This is a genomic window from Streptomyces sp. JH002 (genome assembly GCF_050916115.1).
GTDB classification, from domain to species: domain Bacteria; phylum Actinomycetota; class Actinomycetes; order Streptomycetales; family Streptomycetaceae; genus Streptomyces; species Streptomyces xiamenensis.
Genome location: NZ_CP087989.1, coordinates 2,913,790 through 2,936,216 on the forward strand (window position 1 = coordinate 2,913,790; position 22,427 = coordinate 2,936,216).

The following is a 22,427-nucleotide window of genomic DNA, read 5'->3' on the forward strand; positions in this document are numbered from 1 at the left end:
CCCCATTGTCCGGTGCAGCGCTCTCCGCGGCACTCGGCCTCACCGGCACGGGGGTCGCCACGCGGTCAGGCGGAGGGCCCGACCCCGCTGGTGACGGCGCGCGGGTCGTGGTGGCCCTCGGCGGTCCAGCACGAGCCGCGGCGGGTCAGCAGGCGGCGCAGCCACAGTTCGGTGGAGACCAGTTCGGCGAGGCCGTCCAGGGGGAGCGGTTCGCCCTCGGTGGCCGCGCGCAGGGCCTTGCGGACGACACGGGCCTCGATCAGTCCGGCGTCGGCGAGCAGCGGGGCGTCGAAGAGGTCGACGAGGTCGCCGATGTTGGCGCGCATGCCGGTGCGGACCGGGTCGGCGGGGACGGTGGGGCTCGCGGTGCCCCAGCCGGGCGGCAGTTCGCGGACGCCCGCGCCCTCCAGCACGGCGCGCAGCACCTGGGCGCGCGCTCCCGGCTGGACGCGCAGGCTCTCCGGAAGCGCCTGGCAGGCGCGTACCACCTGATTGTCGTAGAAGGGTGCGTGCAGCCGCTGGTGGCGCACCTCGGTGGCCTGTTCGAAGACCCGGTGGTCGGCAGCGTGCCGTGCGAGCGCCGCACGCGCCCGGCGTACGCCGGGCCGGCCGGCCGAGGACCCCGAGTGCGGGCGGGCGGCGGCGGCCTCCAGACGGATGGACACCTCCGCCAGCGACTCCCCCGTCAGCCAGCGCGCCGCGGGCCCCGGCCGGCTCCAGGCCAGCGCGGCGAGCGAGGCGCCGAGCGCGCCGTCCCGCGTCCCGGGGGCCGCCTCGTCGGGCGGCCGGCGCAGCTGGAGCGCGGTGCTGGTCAGGCCCTCCGGGTACGGGGTACGGGCCAGCCGCCGCGCCGCGCGGTAGATGGTGAAGGGCACCAGCAGGCCCCCCGTCGCCGAGGCCTTGGCCAGGGCGGAGACCGGTCTGAGCAGATGGCGCCGGCGGCGGTCCAGCAGCAGGTCGGCCAGCCGGGCCGGGTGGGCGTCGAGCACCTGGCGGGCCCCGTTGCCGATGAGGTGGTCGGCGCTGCCTGCGGCGAGGCGGTGCCGGTGCCGGGCGGCGCTGATGAGCGAGGGCCCCGGCTCGTCGGTCAGTGGGCCGTTGTCGAGGTCGGAGTAGGGCAGGGCCTCCTCGCCGCCGGTGACCACCACGTGGTGCAGCCGGGGGTTCTCGCCGATCAGGCGGGCCCGTTCCAGGTCCAGGGGCGAGCTGCCGCTCCCGGTGAGGTCGTTGAAGGTGACGGCGAGCAGCCGTTCGCCGGCCTGGGTGGCGCCGGTGCCGAACACCGTGCCCGGCATCCCCGGCAGCCCGGCGGCCAGCAGTGCCAGAGTCGCCGAGGCGCTGCCGCCGGACAGATCCGCGCCGACGCCGGGCGCCGTACCGCCGCCCTCGGCCAGGTCGGCGTGGCGTGGCGCGGCGAGCCGGGTGCGGACGGCCTCGATCAGGGCGTCGCGCACACCGGCGATCGCGTCCTCGCCGGCGAGCGGCGGCGCGGCGACGACCAGCGGGGCGGTGGGCTCGTAGTCGACGGTGCTGCGGCCGCCGCCCTCGCGCAGTTTGAGCGCGTGGCCGGGCGGGACGCGGCTGACCCCGGCGTACGGGGTGCCGTCGCCGTACGCCTCGGGGGTGTCCGGGCAGGCCAGGAGCGCCGCCAGGTGCGGGACGTCGAGCTGCGCCTCGGTCAGGTCGGCGAGCGGGAGGGCGGCGGTGGCGTAGGCCGTGCCGCCGGCCCAGTCCGTGTGGAAGACGGGGCGGGTGCCGGCGAGGTCGGCGGGGATGACGGTGCGCCGTCCGAAGCGGGCGACGGCGGTGTAGCTGCCGGGCCACAGGGTGAGCTGGCGCAGCGCGCCGGCGCGCGCGGAGACGAGCGAGCGCCGCAGTTGCTCATCGGTGGCACCGCAGTAGCCGAAGACGGCAAGATGGGTGTCCCCGTCCGCGAAGACGAGGCGGATCTCGTCGGGGCGCCAGTCGCCCACGGCCCACAGCGGGTCGGGGCCGTCCCACAGCAAGTGCGCGCCCAGGGGCTGGATGTCGCGGGCAGCGCTGGCCGACGCGCCGCACCACCCGACCAACCACCGCATCGCCGCCTCCCCCACTGGACCTTAGGCCCCATGCTGCCATGGGAGCGAGGTGAACGGGACATACACAGGGGGGTGTTCGGCGGGCATGCCAAACCGGCCGGCTCCGGCAGCCGCTCCGAAAAACCGGTGCGTTTCGGCCAAACTCTGGCTGGGGAAAGGCCGTTGGCGAGCACGTCCGGAGGGCGGAAGATGTTGTGGTCCGGGAGACGCTGGTCGTCTCCCGGACCAGACCGCCGTCCGCGGGGAATGAGACGGCGGCTCCCCCGGCCCGCCGGAACCCTGAGGGCCAACGGGCCGACCCACGCGTTATCCATCGAACCTCTGCCCTCGCCCGATGCCCAGAGCGCACACCCGGGCGCACGGCCACATGCCCGGAGCACAATCCGGAAGAGGGGAAGCGCTCGAATTTGTGTACGGACATGATTCCGCCATCCGGGAACAAACCCCTTAACGGTCAGCAGGCACCGAACTACGCTGGGTTGGCGGAAGGCGTCGGTGTGTGTCAGGGGTGCGCGGATGACCAGGGAGCAACGCGGGCCGAACGAGAAGCTGGGGACGATCCTCGCTCTGGCCGGTATCAGTAACGCCGGCCTTGCGCGCCGGGTGAACGATCTCGGCTCGCAGCGGGGATTGACTCTGAGATATGACAAAACCTCCGTCGCACGATGGGTGACGAAGGGGATGGTGCCCCAGGGCTCCGCCCCGCATCTCATCGCGGCGGCCATCAGCAGCAAGCTCGGCAGACCCGTGCCGCTGCACGAGATCGGCCTCGCGGACACCGATCCGGCACCGGAGGTCGGTCTGGCGTTCCCGCGCAAGGTCGCGCACGCCGTGGAGTCCGCCACCGAGCTGTACCGGCTCGACTCCTCGCCCGGCAAGGGGATCTGGCAGTCACTCGCCGGCTCCTTCGCGGTCAGCGCCTACGCGACACCCGTGTCCCGCTGGCTGATACGCCCGGCCGACGCCACCGTCACCCGCGAGGCCGAACGCCCCCCGGCCTCCGGCCGGGAGGTGCCCCCACGTGAGGGCGGCTGGGGCCGGGTCGGGCACTCGGACGTGTCCAAGCTCCAGGAGGCCGCCGAGGAGGCACGCCGCTGGGACTCCAAGTACGGCGGCGGGGACTGGCGTTCCTCGATGGTGCCGGAATGCCTGCGCACCGACGCGGCGCCGCTGCTGCTGGGCAGCTACAGCGACGAGGTCGGCCGCTCCCTCTTCCGCGCCACCGCCGAACTCACCCGGCTGGCCGGCTGGATGGCCTTCGACACCGGCCAGCAGGAAGCGGCGCAGCGGTACTACATCCAGGCACTGCGGCTGGCCAAGGCCGCGGCCGACGTACCGCTGGGCGGGTACGTCCTGGCCTCCATGTCCCTCCAGGCGACCTACCGGGGCTTCGCCGAGGAAGGCGTGGACCTCGCCCAGGCGGCCCTGGAACGCAACCGCTCCCTGGCCACCGCGCGCACCATGAGCTTCTTCCACCTGGTGGAGGCGCGCGCGCTGGCGAAGGCCAACGACGCGCCGGGCTGCGGCTCGGCGCTCTCCGCGGCGGAGGGCTGGCTGGAGCGCTCGCGCCCCGGCGACGGCGACCCGAGCTGGCTGTCCTTCTACGCCTACGACCGGCTGGCCGCCGACGCCGCCGAGTGCTACAGCGACCTGAAGCTGCCCGGGCAGGTGCGGCGCTTCACGGAACGGGCGCTGCAGGAGCCCACCGAGGAGTTCGTGCGCTCCCACGGGCTGCGGCTGGTGGTCGCGGCGGTCGCGGAACTGGAATCGGGCAATCTGGACGCGGCGGTGGCGGTCGGCGCCCGCGCCGTGGAGGTGGCCGCCCGCATCTCCTCGGCGCGCACCACCGACTATGTGCGCGATCTGCTGCACCGGCTGGCCCCGTACGGCAACGAACCGCTGGTCAAAGAACTCCAGGAGCAGGCCCGTCCGCTCCTGGCTGCTCCTGCGTGACGTTGCACATGACAGAGGCACTGGCCCCCGGCATGGCCGGTAAGGGCCGGTGCCGGGTATGACCCCGGTCACATCGCCCCCCGGACGTACCATGGCACCACTGTGCACAACGAACCGAACCCCACGCCGGCCGACGCCCCCCGCCCCATGTTCGCGGCGGGCACCGGCCCGGCGGCCGACCCCGCGGGCGACCGCCACGAACGCCGCATCCGCAGCTTCCAGCCCCGCCGCAGCCGGGTCACCACCGCGCAGCGGGAGGCGCTGCTGCGGCTGTGGCCGCAGTGGGGCCTGGAGGTGGACGGGGAGTCCGTCCTGGACCTGCCGGCCCTCTTCGCCGGCCGGCCCGTGGTGCTGGAGATCGGCTTCGGCATGGGCGAGGCCACGGCGGCGATGGCGGCGGCCGACCCGGACACCGGCATCCTGGCGGTGGACGTGCACACCCCCGGCCAGGGCAACCTGCTGCGGCTGGCGGAGGAGCGGGGCCTGACCAACGTCCGGGTGGCCAACGGCGACGCGATCATCCTGCTGCGCGAGATGCTCCCGCCGGCCTCCCTGGCGGGCCTTCGGGTGTACTTCCCGGACCCCTGGCCGAAGAAGCGCCACCACAAGCGCCGCATCATCCAGCGCGACTTCATCGACCTGGCGGTGACCCGGCTGGCCCCGGGCGCGCTGCTGCACTGCGCGACGGACTGGGAACCGTACGCCGACGCGATGCTGGAGACCCTCACCGCGTCCCCCACCCTGACGAACCTCTCCCCCACCGCCGACTTCACCCCCCGCCCCGAGACGCGCCCCCTCACCCGCTTCGAGTCCCAGGGCCTCTCCAAGGGCCACGCGGTGAAAGACCTCCTCTTCCGCCACGAGCCCTGACGCGTCAGGCTGTCCGTCGGGCGAGCAAGGAATCCGGGACACGGGACAGGACCGGCGGCTCCTCCGGGCCTCGGTGGGCGAAGTGGAGCTCCTCCCGAGCGCGAGTGCACATCACGAACAGTCGGAGGCACACATCGACGCCGGTCGGATCCTCCGTGTAGGCATCGACATCGGGAACAAAGACGCTGTCGAACTCAAGGCCTTTCATACTGGCAGTGGTCACGATCCGGATGGGGCGGACCGAGAAGTCGACGGTACGGCGGAACCGATCGTCGTGGACATACGCCTGGGTCTGCTCGGCCAGACCGAGACGCCCGAGCTCTCCTTGAATCTCCAGGAGCATCCGTGTCGACCTGCAAATAATGCCGATGCTTCGCTCTCGGTGTGCGCTGAAGTACCTGGCCATCTCGGCGACAAGATGCTCCAGCGAAGGCACCCTTCCCACGGTGGGAATACGCCCGGACCGCTCCGGAAGCGGCAACTCCCCCAGGACATCCTTGCGAAAGATCGATGCCAGCACGGCGATCTCTCGACTATTCCTGAGATTCTCACGCAGCAGAAGAGGTTCCGCCCGCAGCGCGAGCGCCCGGCAGATCTCGGACACGGTGCTCTGGTCATCGTCGATGCGTTGATTCTCATCGGCGAAGACCGTGACGCTCATGCCGAGGGTGCGCACCAGTCGAAAGAAGTCGACCGGAAGGTTCTGCCCCTCATCTATGACCAGATGAACGTCCGACCTGACGCGATCGACGATGCATACCCGCAGAGCCTCGATCCAGTCGTACTGCCATCCTTCCTCATCCAGAAACGGAGGATCGCAGCGGAACCGGGCACGCCAGAATTCACGAATCCAACGGTGCCAGGTCACGACACGAACGGATTCGGTGAGATTTGGAGCCATTTGTCCAAGATACTGGTGCAGCAGATTGGAGCGCGTGAGAAGAACAACCTGGCGCCGGGCAGTGGCGAGTGCCCATGCTCGGTACACGGCCGTTACGGTCTTTCCGCCACCGGGTGGCCCCGTGATGACGTGATTTCCATGGAAGGGCAGGTCGATGGTGGCAATCTGCTCGGGTTCGAGCTCCAAAAGCGAAGGAAATCTCACCGGGGATCCACGGCCTCGGCAGATTCCTCGAGCGCAGCCCGAACAATCCCTCCGAAGAAACCCGGAACCTGACCGTCACCGATCAACAGCGCCCTGTCCAAGAGAGAATTGTCGATTTCACAACATGTCTCTGGAAGCAAGGTGCACGCGTGGCAGGCAGCACGGTTCAGATTGGCCAGTGATCTACCGGTGGAATCTGCGCACAGCGGATCCTGCGAGCACCACTGGGCCGACTCCAGAAGTCGAATCAACGTCTCGGCAAGATAGGGGGGTTGCCCCTGGCGAACGAGGCCGCCCAGCGTTCCCTCGGCATCCCCTGCGGCTGTGTAGATGAAGACCCCCGCCTGGGGCGGATGGCTTCGGCCCGGTTCGTGCGACCGGGCATAGACACGTTCCCTCAGGGACGCGGCGTTGTATCCGCTGTCGTAGGACAACTGACGGATGAAGTGATGAGCCAGCGTGTGCAGCATCACGAATCTGGGAAGAAGGCTCGGTCCCGTTTTTTCTCGGAGCCGGTCGGCCTTGAACGAGGCTTCCAGATCGCGCTCGATTCGGCGTGCCCGATCCCGAACGTCGGGCAGTAGCTCCCATGTCCGGAGCCGCTGCTCGTCCACGGCGATGAAAATCCCCTCGCCGTAGGTTTCCACGGCCGGAAGCCAGTTGGCTCGGCCCAAAGTGTCGACGGATACGAAACGGCCACCCTCCCCGTCTTCATCATCCCTCGAATGGGGCTCGTAGCGGGAGAACCCCTCGAGAGCACGAACCTCACGAACGCGGTCGGCCACGACAACGGCGGAGATCGCCTTGTTCAACTCTCCCAACGACGCGGGAACGCCGGCGTCGAGCCCCAGACCGGTGCGGCGAACGGAGAAAGTCTTCGAACCGGAAACGGATTCTGGGGCGGAGAAGGCAGACCATTCTGCAATGCTCAGGTCATCTCCTGGGTCACCCTGAGACGTGGCAGATATTTCCTCGACCTCGCGGCGGTACACGGACTTCACGAACTCCGTCGAGACATCGCACTGCTCGGCGATGGCGGAGGCCAGAGCATCCGAACCGGGACCACCTACGGCGCTGACATAGTGCGGCCAAAGCTTGTTGTCGGCGACTTTCCGCATGATCCCCTCCTCTTGCGGAGAACCGGCAGGGGCAGGAATATCGATCGCGGAATGCGTGATCGGAAAGTAGACGTTGGAAGCACCACGCTGAACGGCCCGGGGAGGTTCCTCACAGGGCTCCGATCCGTTGGCATCGATTCGCCAGGGGTGATTCCCGGTGCACTGCTGACCTATTTGCCGCAGACTGTTCTTCTGACTGATTCCCAGCAAGTTGCGTCCTGCCCGGCATGCCACGCAGACGACGAGCAACGCCTCGAGACCGGAGGAATCAGGCGAAGCAATGAATCGAAGTCGCCGGACCCGACATTGGCGCTGCGCGTGCTCCTCGCTCTTGGAATGGGCCCAGCGACGCCAGTCGATGTCTGCCATATGACCGGCCCGGCAGACCTGAATGAAGCGCATCGGAGCCAGTTGCGGCTCACCGGCGCACCGCTTGCAAGAAGGCGGCTTGTCCCGCATCTCCTGGCCCTTTCCCCAGTACTGCATGTGCCGGCACTGAGGACAGAAAAGCCATCCGGGGAACCGTACGTAAACAGGCCCAACGCGTGTAAGGAAGGCCGCTTTTCCAGATGGAATAACAGGAGCCGACCGAAATCCGTCGACTCGCAGTTTCTTGGCGAGTCTCGGCGACTCGATCCCCTCCACGGCCAATGGCCAACTGCGAATATCTGCCGCCACGAACGATTCACCACGGAGATCGATGATTCCACCGACACCGAAAGGAACAATGGTCTGTGTTCTACGGACCTTGCGACGAATATCCTTCATCGCGTCACGCCCCTCTCACTGCGATAAGACATTCGCGATCGACGTTGCGCATCGACTGAGGTGTCTCCCACAAGCCACCGTGCTTACCGAAATCGACGAGAAGTGAGGTGAATCTCCTGCCTTGGGGCTGGTAGTAGAGTCGATTCCCCTCGCCCCTCAGAGTTCTCGCCTCCTGCTCCCACTCCTGAATCAACCAATCCAGCTGTTTCTCAGCGGCGCCGGCCTCATCCGGATCGGCCCGACGCACGTGATCGACGATGATGTCCCGAACTCGAGCCACGTCTTCCGGGTGATCGAGTATGTCTCCCGCTCTGTTCTCCTCCTCGAGGCGGATCCCGTGCCGCACAAGGATGGTGAGCACCGCGTGCAAAGCCCTGCTGCGAGAAGGCATGGACCATGGGGTGACGCTGGTGGGCTCGACGTGCCGGTAGAGCGATTGGTGGTACACACCGAAGGACTCGTAGTGCGATCGATCGCGGGGTTTGGTCGAACGGAACAGCGTCACCACCAACCCCGGCACGTGACGCCGACCCACACGACTGGTCGCCTGGATGTACTCGGACGTCGTCTTCGGTTGACCGTTCATCAGCATGAGGCCGAGACGTGCGACGTCGACACCCACGGACAGCATGTTCGTTGTGGCCAGGAAGGAGACACTGCCGGCCTGCTTGAAACTCTTGCCCAAGCGCTCCAAGAGCCTGGGCTGGGCGGGACGCGGGATGTTGCTCGTGAGTTCCACCACGGATTCGTCATCCAACTCCCGCCGCAGTGTGGCATCCCTCGTCAAATGCTCCAGACGAGCGGGGATGTCGTCCCTCGCGATCGTCACCGTGCGCCCGAGCTCCCGGAGGCTGTTGTGATAGGCCACCGTTGTCCAGTACGCGTCCCGCAGGGAGTCGTCGTCGCAGATCTCCTTGGGGGCCTGCAATGCCGCAGCTCCCACGTGCACGGTGGCGGTGGAGGCGGTGTGGCCCTGGGCCATCACGCCTACGTAGAGACGACCGGGTCGGTCGTTGTCCGGCGACGCGAAATAGGAGTGGCCCGCCTTGACCCCTGGAGGTGGGAAGAGTTGGGCCTCACGACCGTAGAGCTGGCGAACCTGGTCCTGCGAGCGCCGGATCGTCGCCGTTGACGCGATGACCTTCGGCGTGACGCCCTCCCAGGCGCACAGTTCCAGCACCGCCGACTCGTACAGTCCGACCATCGTCCCCAACGGACCGGAGAGCAAATGCAGTTCGTCCTGGATCACCAGTGAGGGAGGGTGCTTGCCGTCTCTGCCGAACAAATGCCCTGCTTTGGGCTCCCAGGCCAACCGGGCAAATTTGTCCACCGTTCCGAGAACAAAGGTGGGAGGTTCCCGGTAGATCTGTTCGTCCACCACGGACACGGGGAGCAGATCGTGGAAGTCACAGCGCACTCGCGGACAGAAGAACGAAGTCGTGACACCGTCCGCCCGGATCCCGAAGTCCTTGTCGTGCCCCTGTTTCTGCGGCACGATCTCGGTGCCGCACCAGGGGCAGCGCTCGAGGAGGAAGCGATCGTCCGGCTCACTCATCTGCTTCAGGGCATCCAAATCATCCTGAGCCGCAGAGATCTTGTTCGGCGTTGTCTCCTTGCCGACCCACAGCCCGATGGAGATCGGTTCCTCGCCGAGATCGTGGGTCAATGGACCATCGTGTCCTCTTCTCATGTACTCGAGAGCACAGATAGCGGTCGCTGTGCGCTGAAACTGCTGCGTGGTGAGAAGACTCAACGTGTAACGACTCAGTACGGCAGTACCGCCTCCGGCCGATCCGTGGCGCAGTCGCCGCCAGAGAATCTCGAAACAGGCGGTGAGCAGATACGCCTCCGTCTTCCCTCCGCCCGTGGGAAACCAGATGAGGTCGACCGTGCTGCGGTGCTCGTGCTCGGGGTACATCAAGCCCTCGACCACCAGAAGGAAGTAGGCGAGCTGGAAAGGGTGCCACGCTTGGTCCTCTCCGGGTTCCTCCGGCTCGGCCACCTCGGCGTTCCTGCGTCGTCGGGTGCCCGCCAGTTCAGGCCTGCTGTGGACCATCTGGAGCGCCATGGCACGGTTGGCGAGACGGAAGGCCTCGCGCGCCTTGGCCCCACTCGGGGTCGATGCCGTGAGCGCTTCCACACCTGACGTCATCCGGTCGAGTGCCGTCTCGATGCGACGCAGGATCCGGCCGGCAGGTGCTGCGGCCCAACCCTTGAGCTTCTCCGCGCCGGTCCGCTGTCCGATGAACCAGGTGCGATAGCCCCGGATGAAGGACTGCAATTCCGCTCGCAGTTCGTCGACACCGAGATGCGGTCGGGCAAGGTAATTGAGTCGGAGCACCGGTGAGTCCCGGTCGCCGTCCGGTTTGATGTGTCCAACGACCTGCTGCGGCATGACCTGTGCTCGTACGGTCACGGTGTCGGCGCCGTCCTCGTCCCACTCCACAGCGCAGCCGTGCCCCACCGCACGCGTCACGATGTGTTGGTACTGGACGCGGAGTTCCTGCTCCTCCTCGTCACGGCTGTTGAGTCTGGTACTCGGGTACTCGAGGACCTTGCCAGCGATCGTCGTCGCCCTCAGTTCGGCCTGGAAAAGCATGTGGTCGCGTCTCTGCTGACCACTCTCCTCCTCGTCGTGTGCATTGGCCAATACGCACGTGACGAGGTGCCCCACTCCGAGGGGGCGCCATCGAACATGAAGTCGGGCGTGCCCGCTCAGCACCGGAATCGGGGACGTTTGTTGCGCGACGACGGTCTCTGTCGCCGTGAGCCGGGGCTGCCGGTGCCACGTGCGCCGCCCGCCGTCACGCACCGTCACATAGCGGGAAGCCCCACAGGTCACCTCGATGCTGTCGGCCTCGGTGAAGAAGGAGAAGCCGAGTGAGGACGGAAGCCAAGCATTCGCCTCGGCCACCGGATCGTCGGCGAAGACGTCCTCCTCGCCGTTACCGCTTGCCGTCTCGCCGAGCTCCTGCTCTCCGTGGTCGCCCGAGTGTTCCAGTACGGAAGCTCCGCGGGGATACAACGTACCCATGAGATAGCGCCGGTCGGGAGGATCGACAAGGATCTCGTCCTCGGACATGGCGGGGCCGACCAGTTGACGGCGGAGATAGGCGACGAAATCGTCGCGATGGTCGGCCAATCGGGATTCAAAACTGTTCACTTGAGCAATCCCTCTCGGCTCAGAACGGCCAGCCCCAGATCCTTCAGCTTCTGCCGAACTCCCGGACGGCAGGAGACCCACAGCTGGGCACGCGCCCTGGTCCAGGCTACGTAGAGAGCGTCGAGGCGACCGTCGAGATGTTCGAGTTCCAGGTCGATCAGGCACACGACGTCGCTCTCATGCCCCTTGAAGTCGGATACGGAGGACCAGGTCAGACGGTGCTTCGTGCGGTCGGACCCCACCACGTCGACGAATCGGTCGATCTTGGATGCCCAACGTGAGGAACGGGCGGAACTGTCCTCCCATGTCCCGGCAGCCGACAGGAGCGTGATATCACGGAACGAGATCCCCTCCTGGCCCAGCTCCTCGACGTAGGAGTCCAGAAGGGCCGCTTCCTCGCTCGAGTCGCGTGCATCCGCATACTGCACGGGATCGCCTTCGCCGGCGGACGCAATGCCAAGGTTGGCCCCGGTGTAAAGCTGGACCTGTTTGACGATCTGCACCGTATTTCGGCAGTTACGCTTCAAAGGACCGTAGACGGATCCGTTCTCGCGCAAATACGCCCAGGCATCGGGTTCGTAGGCCTCCGGAGCCAGTACCTGGTTGTTCTGATCGAGCATGAAGATCCATCGGCCGGCCTCGAGACCGTCCGACAGCAGATCGTTCAGGATGTCCAAGTCTCGCCAATTCATGAGGTCCTGGGCCTCGTCCACGATGAGGTGGTCGAACCTGCGCCCTCGAACTTCATCCAACCGGTCGAAGGGCAGAACCGTGACCGACTCCGCGGAAAGAATCCGAGTCATGTGTGCGGCCAGTGTGCGGCCGGCGCAAGTGAACAGGACGTCGCCGTGGGCAGCTTTGCGGCGGGCCGCCTCGGCCGCAAGAAAAGTCTTGCCGGTCCCAGCGCCACCCGTCCAGACGAGCCTGGGGTTGGACTCCAACTCGTCCAACCGATCCATCTGCTCGCCGGTGAGACGCTCGAAGGCGACGTCGAGATGCCTCAGCCGGGAGCGGAGGTTCGGCACGAGGTCGAACTCCGGACGCATCGCATCAAGGATTATCCTGCGCAGTGCGGCTGTGATCGGCGTGCGCGCCCACTTGTTCCGCTGCACCCAGAACTTCGCTGCCCGCGCCATGCCCTGTTCCAGACCGCGGCCTCCGTCGTAGGCGGAGCTGCCCAGGTACTGTTGGGGCTCGAAATCGGTGGTGCGCTGCACATCGACGTCGGTGGTGATCACGAGGTACCCGCTGGGGACCCCATGCCTCCTGAGATCACCTATCAGGCCTCCGAGTTGCCGTTCGAGTGCGTGCATGCCTCCACTGGCCTGCGCGAACGGGCTTTCCTTGGGTCCTGCCTCACGACCGGGCGGACCGTAGAACCACTGCCCGTCGTGGTGCGCCACCCGGCCGCCCTTCACCTCGATGAACAACAGGATTTCGGGCATGATGACGACGAAGTCGATCTCACCGACGCGCTTCTTGTGGTGCTGGGGGAGGTGCACCGTGTGCAGCGCGACGCTCCCTTCGTCGGGGATCGTCTTCAACGCCTCGAACACACTGCGCTCGGCCCGGCTTCCCGTACTGCTCGAGATCTCGCTCGGAATGATGCGCATCAACTCTCCCCCTCGTCGGGCCAAGGAGCCCCAAAGATACCCAGTGCTGATCCGTTCAGCCTTCGGATCACGACAGACAGTGGCAGCAACGGCCCCAGGAGTGATGAACTACAGGGGAACAGGAACGGGAGCGTGACCCGGGGGGCGGGGCTGCATGACCTCGAACGGAGACTTGACATCGGACAGAGGGGCGGGGGAGACCGGTCAAGGTTTCCTGGTCCGGCTCGTGCGAAGGTTCGCAGCCGAGGGAGCGGACCATCGGACGGCTCTCCGACAAGTCATGCGCGCCGCGCGCCTGGACGAGCGTCAGGGCAAGGCCCTCTACACCGCCGTCATGTTGCCTCACCGCTCGGCACAAGGCCCGGACGGAGGCGGTGAGAGCCCTCAGGCGTCTCTCGGCGGGATGAGCCTGGCCTCTCCCGACGAGGTGCCGGACGGTGGGCCCCATGATGCGGAAATCTCCCCCGGGGAGGCGGAGAAGGATGAGATCGAGCCGCCGGCTCCTGAATCCTTTCGTGGCACGGTACGAGTGGACGACCTCCAAGCGGCCCGTCGGGCAGCACGAAAACTTCTCCACACCGATCGACGACGTCTCTCTACGCGCTCGCGCGTTCTCGGTGCAGAGGAGGAGGTGGGACTCGTTCTTCTGTTTCGGGGGAAAGTGGGCCCCACGGAAGACCTGCCGAACGGCTACACGGCCTCCCTCCCTCGCACCGGTGAGGCGTACCAAGCGTTCTCCGCCATGATTCACCACAATCAAGGCCTGGTCCGCTCGATCGCCCAGGGAGTGAGTCACCGGCGTAACAGCCTCCCCTACGACGATCTCGTGCAGCATGGAAACCTCGGGCTCATACGGGCCGTGGAGAAGTTCGACACTTCCCTCGGATACAAATTCTCCACCTATGCCACCTGGTGGATCCGGCAGTACATTTCCCGTGGCGTGATGAACGAAGGAACGATCATCAGGATCCCGGTCCACATGTGGGAGAGCGTGGAAAAGGTTCGGAAGACGGAGCTCGAGTTGAAGGGCCGGGCAGGACGTTCCACCCCGGATGATCTGGCACTGGCAAGCCATCTCACGCGCAAAAAGGTGTTGGAGTGTCTGCAGATCCGGCGTGGAATGACGGTCTCCCTCACACATCCGATCGGCGAGGGCGCAACCCTCGGGGACGTGCTCGCCGATGCCCTTCCCCCTGCACCCGGCCCGGATCAAGCACTGTGGGCAGCTCTGGAACGCGAGGAGATCCGGCGACTGTTCGACGTGTGCGAAATTTCGAAGAGGGATCGAGAGATCCTCTTCTTCAGGTTCGGATTCGCCGACGGGACACCATGGACATTGGAGGAGATCGGAAAGCGGTTCGGCGTAACTCGCGAAAGAATTCGTCAGATCGAAAAGCGCACACTGGATTCTTTGAGGACCGAAGCAGAAAAGAATACTGACGACGACTCGGGCCGACCTCGCACACAGGAGCCGAAACGAGTCGTTCCCGTCCGTTCCGGAGTGCCGCGCCCACGCGGTCATCATGTATTGCGCAAGAGAACCACGGCCGGCGGGTCCCGGCCGAAGGAAGGTGGAACCATGCCTGGGACGGAGCACACTTCCGTAGGAGGGGAGGGATCCATGGCGAGGCCGCAGGAAAACAACGCAGCGTCGTCGGTGGTGTGGTATCACCGCCCCGGTCACGACGACGGAGGCCGGGAGTTCGGCAATGCGGCCGCCTTCGCCTTCGAGGCGGACCTGGAGGTGCTGGCGCGCGAGGCGACGCAGAACAGCCTGGATGAGCGCCTTCGGGAGAACGAGCAGCCCGTCAGGGTTCGTTACACACTTCACGAACTGACCGGCGAGCACTTGTCCCGGTTCCTCGACGCGCTGCACTGGCACGATCTGCGCCCACACTACGATGCGGCCGCGGCGCAGGACCAGAAGGTCGGTCGCGTCATCCGCTCGGGGTTGCAGGAGATGTTCGAGAAGGATCGATTGGTCCTTCTCCGTGTCGACGACTACAACGCCAACGGGCTCACCGGCGACGACTACGAGGACGGCCGCTTTGCCGCCGTGGTGCGCCGCCAACTCGACAGCCGGAAATCTGATACGGGCGCCGGGGGATCGTACGGACTGGGCAAGGCGACGCTCTGGGCGACGAGCCGCCTCGGTCTGGTCCTCATGAACTCCACGTTGTCCGAGCCCCACGAGGGGCGTACAGCGCGTCGGCTGATCGGACGTCTGGACCTGCCGTGGCGTCAGGTGGAGGGAGCCAGATACGCCGGTCCTGCCTGGCTCGGCCGCCCGGATACCGAGGCAGAGAACGCAGAGATCGCCCGCTCCTGGTGGGCCGACGAAGAAACGGTTGCGAGCCTGCATCTCACGCGCGAGGGCCCCGACCCCGGCACGTCATTCCTGATCGTCGGAGCGCACGATGTGGCGACCCTCTCGGCGGCAGAGCGGAATCAGGAGGACGATGCGGCCGATGACGAGGACAGCCTCGAACACATGCACCGGCGGCTGGTCAGTGCGATCGGTCGCAATTTCTGGGCCGCCATGACGACGGGCGGGAATCGCCGGCCCTTGTTGGAGGCCTCCGTTCGGACACTTCGCAACGGTGTTGAGTGCCTCGATGAGGAACGGGTCGACCCACGTGTGCACCAACCGGCACGCTCACGGGCACTTCATGCGTTCCTCAACGGCAACACCGTGGAACGTCTCACCGAACCCGGTCAGGTGGCCATCGTCACGGTACCGCTGAAGCTGCCCCATGACGGAGGGCGTGCCGGCACCTCCGGAGAGCATCGAGCGGTGCTCCTCGTCACGGAAGCCTCCGATGCCGATGGCCGGATCAACCAGGTGACGGCCATGCGTGGCAATCGCATGACGGTGAAGACAAGTCGGGTCCCGAACCTGCCGCTGGGAACGAACCCGTTCCAGGCCGTGCTTCTCGCGGGCCGGGCGGCAGGCGACGACTCCCCGTTCGCCGCCGAAGCCGAAGAGTTCCTGAGGTGCTCCGAGCCGCCCGAGCACAACAAATGGGGCCAGACCGAGGAACTGAGAGCGCGCTTCTCCCCGTCGGCACATCGGCGCATCGCCGCACTCACCACGGAGACCAACCGCGCCGTCCTCAAAATTGTCGCAGCCTCCGGGGGGAAGATGCCCGGCTCTCCGAGCAAGGCCAATAGGCGGCTCAGGATCACCGGAAAACCTTCCTCCAGGCCAACGGGCACGGTGACGCCACCGACGCTGGACGATCTGGAAGCGGTGATCGACTCCTCGGGGGCATGGCGGGTCACTGTCGAGGTCAAGGTGCCCTCGGGAGGGACGTCCTGGGCCATGGATCCCGTAGCCAAGTTGGAGGTGCGGTCGGGTCCCCGCCCGGTGGTCGGCTGGGCGGAGCTGGTTCCGGTGAGCAACTGTGAGCTGATCGACGGGGTCCTCCGATTCCGTTCGGGTACACGTCGTGCCGTGTTCCGGGGCCTCACCGACATCTCCACCCACCCCGTTCGCGCCGCGTTGACCGGTCTGGTCGTCGAACTCCGCGAGAACAAGGGGAGCATCGCATGAGGGCCTATCCGTATCCCCGACTCAACGGTGCGATCAGTGCACGCGTCACCGCGGTGCGGCTGCGCGGCCCGGGTGGCGTCCGCGAGCAGCTGGACATCAAGGCGTACTCGGTCGTCGAACAGGTAGTGGCTCTCGGCAGGGCCGAACGGGACGATTGGCTCACGGCGAGGATCAGCTTGACGGCTGATGTGCCCATGCGGGAGATCGAGTCGAAGGGTCACTGGTCCGACGTCTCGATCGTCGCCGTACTCACCGAGGGGGCCACCAACACGCGGACAGTCACACGGTTGGAAAGGGGATCGGACGGTGGCAGGGACTGGGTCGGGGACATCGAACTCGATCGGGACAGCCACCTGGATCGCGCCTCTCTCACCGTCCACGTGGTGGCCACCGTTGGGGGGATGAGGGGAAGGATCATCGCCTCCACCGAACGGGAGTGGATGGTCGACATGACGTCCGAGGCTCCGATCCGAGATCGTCAGCTCGACATCAGCACGGTCAGTTTCGGCCGCGGAGCGGAGTGGTTGCGCAGCTTCCGGGACGCCCCCTGGGTGGTGGACACCTCGGGGCGTATGCCGACAGTACGACTGAACTCGGACTTCGAAGGCCTCGCCGCACTCGTGGACAGCCAGGGCTCGAAGGTCGAGCGAATGGTGAGCGAAATACTGCTGTCCCAGATGTGCACCGAGGTGTGGACCGCCGTTTTCCACACCGCCATCGGCGATCTCGAGGTCGAGGACGACGGGACTCCGCTCTTTCCGCCCGACTGGCGGGGCGCGGTGCTCCGCGAGATGCTGCCGGACATCTTCCCCGCGCGCTCGGAGGACGACGCCCTGCGGGAAGTCCACATCCGCCGGACCGGTGAGGGGAGCTGGGCCGACCTGCAACCGCGCATCCAGTACGCGGCCGCGCGTCGCGCCGAGGTTCCCAAGACACTGGCCGTTGCCTTCCGTGACATCGGACGACTCGATCAGGAGACCCACGCGTGACATCCCGCCCCGAGCACTTGCCGGAACGGCTTGCTCTGCTCTCCGATGTGCAGGCTGCGGAGTACATCTCCTCAGGTTTGCTCGAAGGACGCGAGGACATCCCCTCCATCGCTCTGAACAAGATCACCGAGCCGCTGGCCGACATCGACGAGCGGTTTCAGCTCCATCGGGTGAGGGATCTGATCGACGACACGATGGACAGGTTCCGGGACGAGCGTCCCACCGCGGCGGACGCGTGGTTGGCTCCCCGTCTGCACGAGACGCTGCGGTTGACACGTGGGGAGGCGGCCGAGAAGCGGCTATGGACCTACCTGGCGCTGGGAGTGGCGCCGGACTATGTCGTCTGGCGCCACCTGCCGGAGCCGAAGTCGGACGGCTCCGGCGGGCGCGTTGCCCGGGACAAGTTCGTCGGCCCGCACTACAAGCAGGCGTTCTCACGGCTGTGGTGGGCAGCCGAACTGTTTCGGGACGGACCCGACTACCGCCCCGTCGTCACTGCGTGCGGCAATCAAGACATGATCAATTCTGCACTCCGCTTGGACATCATCGATCATCGCACCACAGCCCTGGCCCTGGTCGGGCTCCTGGAGAAGGGCATCGTTCGTACGGGACGTGAGGTCAACGCTCTCACCTCGGCCGTCAATGCCGCTGCGGCGACATTGCTCTACGACGTGGTGGCTCCGGACGTGGAACGATCCGGGGATCCGCTGCGGGCCTGGATCGAGGCGGCCGCGTCGGCTCTCCCCTCCCCCCGGGGAGAGCTACCGGTGGGCCCGGAAGAAGAACGGGTTCCCGAAGAGGCGGTGGACACGCTGAGTGCTCATTTTGAAGAGCTCCTCGTGGATGCACCGGTCAGGGGGCGGACCGCCGACGAACAGGGCTGACCTTGTGCGACTCGGGAGGGCATCGACTCTGGTCGCCGCACCCGATGGCCCGTAGTTCTTCCGCCGTGGCGGGAGGCACTGCGGGCCAGGTGGCGGCGGCCCGGAGTTCCTCCGTCAAGGGTGCTTCTCCTCTGAGAGCATTGCTGAGGACGTGCATGCCGAGTCGGGGCGGTACCGCGTTGCCCACCTGTTGTGCCTGGTCCTTTCCGGACCACGGAAAGTTGTGGGGAAAGGTCTGCAGCACTCCGGATTCGGGGATGGTGAACCTATCCGGTTCGTTCGCCTCGAAGTCCGCTTTGTTCCGGTAAACCTTGTTACGCGATACTTTACCCGTCACCGTGAACGCAGGTTCTGAAGAGTCTCTCCGGCCTCGATTTTTCGGGTCCCCCCCGGATCCGTAGTTCGAGATGACAAAGAACTCCATCGAGCCGTTGGTCCTGAGTCTCGATGCGTCAACCGGGGACCCGTCCAACTCACTGGCCGATTCAAGGGCCTCAGCCATGGAAATCCACGGCCGCTCGACGCCGAATATTCTGGGATCCGCCTTTCTGCGGTCTCCCCGGTGCCGATCGAAGGGCAGGTGCGTGGCGGTGGGCCGTACGACGGCCCCGAGCCCGGGGCGTCGCGCCACGAGGACGGCGCGAGTACGGGTCTGGGGCACCCCGAACTGCTCCGTCCTCAGGACCCAACACTCGGCTTCGTACTTGTGGCCGTTGAGTCGCCCCTCCCCGCTGCGCAGAACCTCCGCGTACACCTCCCACAGAGGAAGAACCGTGGGCACCTGTTCCAGGACAATAGCCTTGTAGGGCTCCCGATCCTCGGTCTCGATCGCCTTGATGAGCCAGCGAAGGGGCTCGAGCACCAGAGCCGTACGCGGATCACCGAGATTGTGCAGGTCCTCATCGATCTCGGCTTCGCTCTCCCCGTGCACGAGGCGGCGAATGAATTGCTTGACCCGTTCCAGGGCCTGAAGCCCGGCACCCTTGCCCGCGACGGAGAAGGACTGGCACGGGGGCCCGCCTGCAAGCACTTCTACCGACCTGGGAATCTCGTCGAAACGATTCTTCCTCATAACACTCACATCGGCATGAATCGTCGCCAGGCCAGCCGCATACCGGGTCTCGCAGGCGTTCCGGTCCCACTCGATGCCAATGCTCTTGTAGCCCAGGAAATGTGCGGCGACGTCCAGCCCACCAGGCCCTGCGAACAGATCCAGAACACGGATTCCATCCAGATGCTGAACTTGTGTTCCTGGGCCGTTCATAGGGTCGAAGTGTAGCCGGGGGCGAGGGTGATCGAGGCGCCGATCGGTCGAGGAACACACTTCCGAGCCTCCTGCCCACCGGCGCAGCGGTAGCCCACCCGAGGACCACGCCCTCGCTTCCTGATCACCTCGTCAGGTCGGCCTCGACTCATCGAACCCCGTTCCCCTCCAGTCGCTCCCCCCTGGCCTTCGTCCTGGCAACGACGGCAGCCACCCGGTCGCTCACGGACTGCGGAGACTCGTGCTCCCAGAAACGCAGGACGGTCCACCCCTCGGCGAGCAGTTGTGCGTCCGTCTCCCGGTCCCGTTCGATGTTCCTGTCCAACTTCCTCTGCCACCAAGCCTCGTTGGCCTTTGGGCGCGTCGCGTGCTGGGGGCATCCGTGCCAGAAACACCCATCCACGAAAACCGCGACCTTGGGGCCCGGGAAGGCGATGTCGATGGTTCGGCGCGCCATCCCGGGGACCCGTCGGTGCAGTCGGTATCGATGGCCCCTGGCGTGCAGCAGTTGCCTGATGGCCACTTCCGGTCCGGTGTTACGGCTGGCCTGCCTGCTCATGCGGGAGGACACGGAAGTGGAGGACGGACTCGGGCGTGGATCGTCGCCCGGGGAACCCTGGCCCACGCGCCCTCCTTCGATCGTTCGGCCGTTACGGCCGAACGATCGTATGTGATCCGGAAGCCTCGACCGAGTCGGCCGTCAGGCCGAGGCGTTTGTCAGGGTGGTGAGGTCTGCTTCGGTGAGGGTCAGGGTGGTGGACTTCAGGAGTGGGGGGAGCTGGTCGGGGGTGCGGGCGCTGGCGATGGGGGCGGTGATGGTGGGCCGGGCCGCCAGCCAGGCCAGGGCGATGGTGGAGAGTTCGGCGTTGTGGGCCATCGCCACCTCGTCCAGGGCGGACAGCACGGCGCGGCCCCGGTCCGTGTCCAGGTGGCGGGCGGCCGCGGTCGAGCGGGCGCTGGTGACGGGGGCGCCGGGGCGGTACTTGCCGGTCAGGAAGCCGCTGGCCAGGGCCGAGTACGGCATGACCGCCAACCCGTGGCGGGCGGCCAGGTCCGCCAGGGGCCCTTCGTAGCTGTCCCGGGACATCAGGTGGTAGCGGGGCTGGAGGGCGGTGTAGCGGGCCTTGTTCTCCCGGGTGGAGAAGGCCAGCGAGTCCTCCAGACGGGCCGGGGAGATGTTGGAGGCGCCGATCTCGCGGACCTTGCCCGCGCGGACCAGGTCGTCCAGGGCCGTGATGATCTCCGACACCTCGACGGACTCGTCGTCGAAGTGGGTGTAGTAGAGGTCGATGTGGTCCACGCCCAGGCGGCGCAGTGAGGCGTCCGCCGCCGCCTTGATGGTGTCGGCCGACAGGCCCATGTGCTCCGGGTGGCGGCCCACCTTGGTGGCCACCACCACATCGTCGCGCCGGCCGCGGCGCGCCAGCCAGCGGCCGATGACCGTCTCGGACTCGCCGCCGCGGTGGCCGTCCACCCAGGACGAGTAGGCGTCGGCGGTGTCGATGAAGTTCTCGCCGGCCGCGACGTACGCGTCCAGTACCGCGAAGGACTCGGCCTCGTCCGCCGTCCAGCCGAAGACATTGCCGCCCAGGCAGAGCCCGGACACCTGAAGATCGCCGATGGGGTTCATGGCGGTCAGGGTATGCCGCCGGCCCTGGTGTCGGGGGGAGTCACCAGGGCCGGCGGCGGTGTGGGGGGATGGTCGTTGGCCGGTCAGACCGCCTGGCCCTTGCCACGCAGCCAGGCCAGCGGGTCGATCGGGTCACCGCCGCCGGGGCGGACCTCCAGGTGCAGGTGCGGCCCCGAGGAGTTCCCGGTGGAGCCGACCCGGCCGATGGTGTCGCCGGTGTCGACGGCCTGTCCCGCGGTGACGTTCATCGAGGAGAGGTGGCAGTACCAGAGTTCGGTGCCGTCCTCCTGCTCGATGATGATGCGGTAGCCGTACGAGCCGGCCCAGGCGGCTTCCTTGACGGTGCCGGTGTGCACGTTCTTCACGGGCGTGCCGGTGGGGGCGGCGAAGTCGGTGCCGGTGTGGGTCGAGGACCACATGGAGCCGCTGGCGCCGAAGCTGGAGGACAGCGTGTAGGTGGTGAGGGGGATGGTGTAGCTGGCGCGCAGCTCCGCGAGGCGGCGCTCCTCCTCCAGGCGCTGGCGCTCCTCCTCCAGGCGCTGGCGCTCCTCCTCGGCCTCGCGCTGCCGCTGCTCCTCGGCGAGCCGCTCGGCCTCGGCGAGTTCGGCGGCGGCGGCGATGGCGTCGCTCTGCGCGCCGGCCAGGATCTGGGCGTGCTCGGCGGCCTGGGCTGTGGCCTCCTGCTCCTCGGCCTGCTGGAGGATGCGGGCGCGCAGCGCCTCGCCGGCGTCCTGGGCCTCGGTGAAGGCGGTCACCGAGGTGGTGTCCTGCGCCTCGGGCTCGCTCTCCGGGGAGGAGATCAGGTCGCTGAGGACGGGGATCTGGTCGGGGATGGAACGCACGGAGTCGAGGCCGGGTACGGAACCCGTGCCGCCCTCCTGGGCGGTGGCCATGCCGCCGGCGCCGACGGCGGCGAACATGCCGACGCCGAGGACCGCGCGGCTGCGTGCCATGGTGCCGCCGCGCTGCCGGGCGACCCGGTGCCGGCCGCGCACGGGGCGCAGGGTCTCGGCGCTGGGGTTCCACTCGGTACGGGGCTCGTCCTCGATGGTCTGCGGCCCGTAGTAGGCGGGGTGGGACCCGTGCGGGTTCGACGCCACGGAGGCGTTCTCCTTTCCTTCCTTCGCCGACCGGGTTAGCTGACGGGTTCGGAGCAGGAAGGTCTCCTACGGACGGTGGGCCGTCCGATGCACCCCAAGTGGTGGTTCCCCGGTTCCCGGCGCGCTGGTGGCGTGCCGTGGATTAGGCGGTACAGCACGACCGCCGTCTTGGCGACGGCGGAGACGACCGCGCTGCGTTATCGAACGTTAATAGACGGCCCGCCGTAATTCCAAGTGGATCTGGGAATTGGGTCAGGCACTTTCCCCCCTCAAACAGGTGTGGATCATGGCAAATTACCCCATAGATTTTTGTTGCTGCCATGGCAAGTGTTTCTGACG

The 22,427-nt window shown here is 66.9% G+C and carries 14 protein-coding genes, 1 pseudogene and 1 riboswitch; of the genes and pseudogenes, 6 read left to right on the forward strand and 9 right to left on the reverse strand.

Features of this window, described 5'->3' with window-relative positions:
• Window positions 1–65 precede the first annotated feature (65 nt).
• Complete coding sequence (locus H7827_RS13155; RefSeq protein WP_432745205.1) at window positions 66–2,078, reverse strand: asparagine synthase-related protein; 2,013 nt, start codon at window positions 2,076–2,078, stop codon at window positions 66–68.
• 516 nt (window positions 2,079–2,594) lie between these two features.
• On the opposite strand from H7827_RS13155, the gene H7827_RS13160 reads away from it, so the two are divergent.
• Window positions 2,595–4,031: a hypothetical protein gene (locus H7827_RS13160; protein WP_030733273.1), complete on the forward strand. Its 1,437-nt coding sequence runs from the start codon at window positions 2,595–2,597 to the stop codon at window positions 4,029–4,031.
• 147 nt (window positions 4,032–4,178) lie between these two features.
• Window positions 4,179–4,901: a tRNA (guanosine(46)-N7)-methyltransferase TrmB gene (gene trmB / locus H7827_RS13165; RefSeq protein WP_386538848.1), complete on the forward strand. Its 723-nt coding sequence runs from the start codon at window positions 4,179–4,181 to the stop codon at window positions 4,899–4,901.
• A 4-nt stretch (window positions 4,902–4,905) separates the two neighbouring features.
• On the opposite strand, the gene H7827_RS13170 is transcribed toward trmB, so the two are convergent.
• The 4 genes from H7827_RS13170 to H7827_RS13185 are packed head-to-tail and all read right to left on the reverse strand — an operon-like array spanning window position 4,906 to window position 12,668.
• On the reverse strand, window positions 4,906–5,988 hold the full coding sequence (locus H7827_RS13170; protein ID WP_432745207.1) for an AAA family ATPase: 1,083 nt from the start codon (window positions 5,986–5,988) through the stop codon (window positions 4,906–4,908).
• A 14-nt stretch (window positions 5,989–6,002) separates the two neighbouring features.
• Entirely contained in the window at window positions 6,003–7,892 is a 1,890-nt protein-coding gene (gene drmB, locus H7827_RS13175; protein ID WP_432745209.1) for a DrmB family protein, read from the reverse strand.
• 4 nt (window positions 7,893–7,896) lie between these two features.
• Window positions 7,897–11,055 (reverse strand): helicase-related protein, encoded by a 3,159-nt coding sequence (locus tag H7827_RS13180; RefSeq protein ID WP_432745211.1) that lies wholly within the window; start codon window positions 11,053–11,055, stop codon window positions 7,897–7,899.
• Complete coding sequence (locus tag H7827_RS13185; protein WP_432745213.1) at window positions 11,052–12,668, reverse strand: NERD domain-containing protein; 1,617 nt, start codon at window positions 12,666–12,668, stop codon at window positions 11,052–11,054. Before H7827_RS13185 ends, H7827_RS13180 begins: the two co-directional genes overlap by 4 nt.
• A 742-nt stretch (window positions 12,669–13,410) precedes the next feature.
• Between H7827_RS13185 and H7827_RS13190 the strand changes: the two are divergent.
• From H7827_RS13190 to H7827_RS13205, 4 genes and pseudogenes are all read left to right on the forward strand, one after another.
• A pseudogene (locus H7827_RS13190) lies at window positions 13,411–14,079 on the forward strand (sigma-70 family RNA polymerase sigma factor); the annotation flags it as partial.
• Window positions 14,080–14,196: 117 nt separating this feature from the next.
• Complete coding sequence (locus tag H7827_RS13195) at window positions 14,197–16,221, forward strand: transcriptional regulator (RefSeq protein ID WP_432747982.1); 2,025 nt, start codon at window positions 14,197–14,199, stop codon at window positions 16,219–16,221.
• A complete protein-coding gene (locus H7827_RS13200; RefSeq protein WP_432745215.1) occupies window positions 16,218–17,210 on the forward strand; it encodes a hypothetical protein in 993 nt (330 codons plus the stop codon). Before H7827_RS13195 ends, H7827_RS13200 begins: the two co-directional genes overlap by 4 nt.
• Window positions 17,207–18,094 (forward strand): DUF6339 family protein, encoded by an 888-nt coding sequence (locus tag H7827_RS13205; RefSeq protein ID WP_432745217.1) that lies wholly within the window; start codon window positions 17,207–17,209, stop codon window positions 18,092–18,094. The genes H7827_RS13200 and H7827_RS13205 overlap by 4 nt, the downstream gene beginning before the upstream one ends.
• On the opposite strand, the gene H7827_RS13210 is transcribed toward H7827_RS13205, so the two are convergent.
• From H7827_RS13210 to H7827_RS13225, 4 genes are all read right to left on the reverse strand, one after another.
• A complete protein-coding gene (locus H7827_RS13210) occupies window positions 18,063–19,358 on the reverse strand; it encodes a DNA cytosine methyltransferase (protein ID WP_432745219.1) in 1,296 nt (431 codons plus the stop codon). The two genes, H7827_RS13205 and H7827_RS13210, sit on opposite strands and share 32 nt — an antisense overlap.
• A gap of 148 nt (window positions 19,359–19,506) precedes the next feature.
• On the reverse strand, window positions 19,507–19,917 hold the full coding sequence (locus H7827_RS13215) for a very short patch repair endonuclease (protein WP_432745221.1): 411 nt from the start codon (window positions 19,915–19,917) through the stop codon (window positions 19,507–19,509).
• 141 nt (window positions 19,918–20,058) lie between these two features.
• Window positions 20,059–20,988, reverse strand: coding sequence for an aldo/keto reductase (locus tag H7827_RS13220; protein WP_432745223.1), 930 nt, complete (start codon window positions 20,986–20,988; stop codon window positions 20,059–20,061).
• An 83-nt stretch (window positions 20,989–21,071) separates the two neighbouring features.
• Entirely contained in the window at window positions 21,072–22,088 is a 1,017-nt protein-coding gene (locus tag H7827_RS13225) for a M23 family metallopeptidase (RefSeq protein ID WP_432745225.1), read from the reverse strand.
• A gap of 9 nt (window positions 22,089–22,097) precedes the next feature.
• Window positions 22,098–22,247: riboswitch (cyclic di-AMP (ydaO/yuaA leader) on the reverse strand.
• Window positions 22,248–22,427 lie beyond the last annotated feature (180 nt).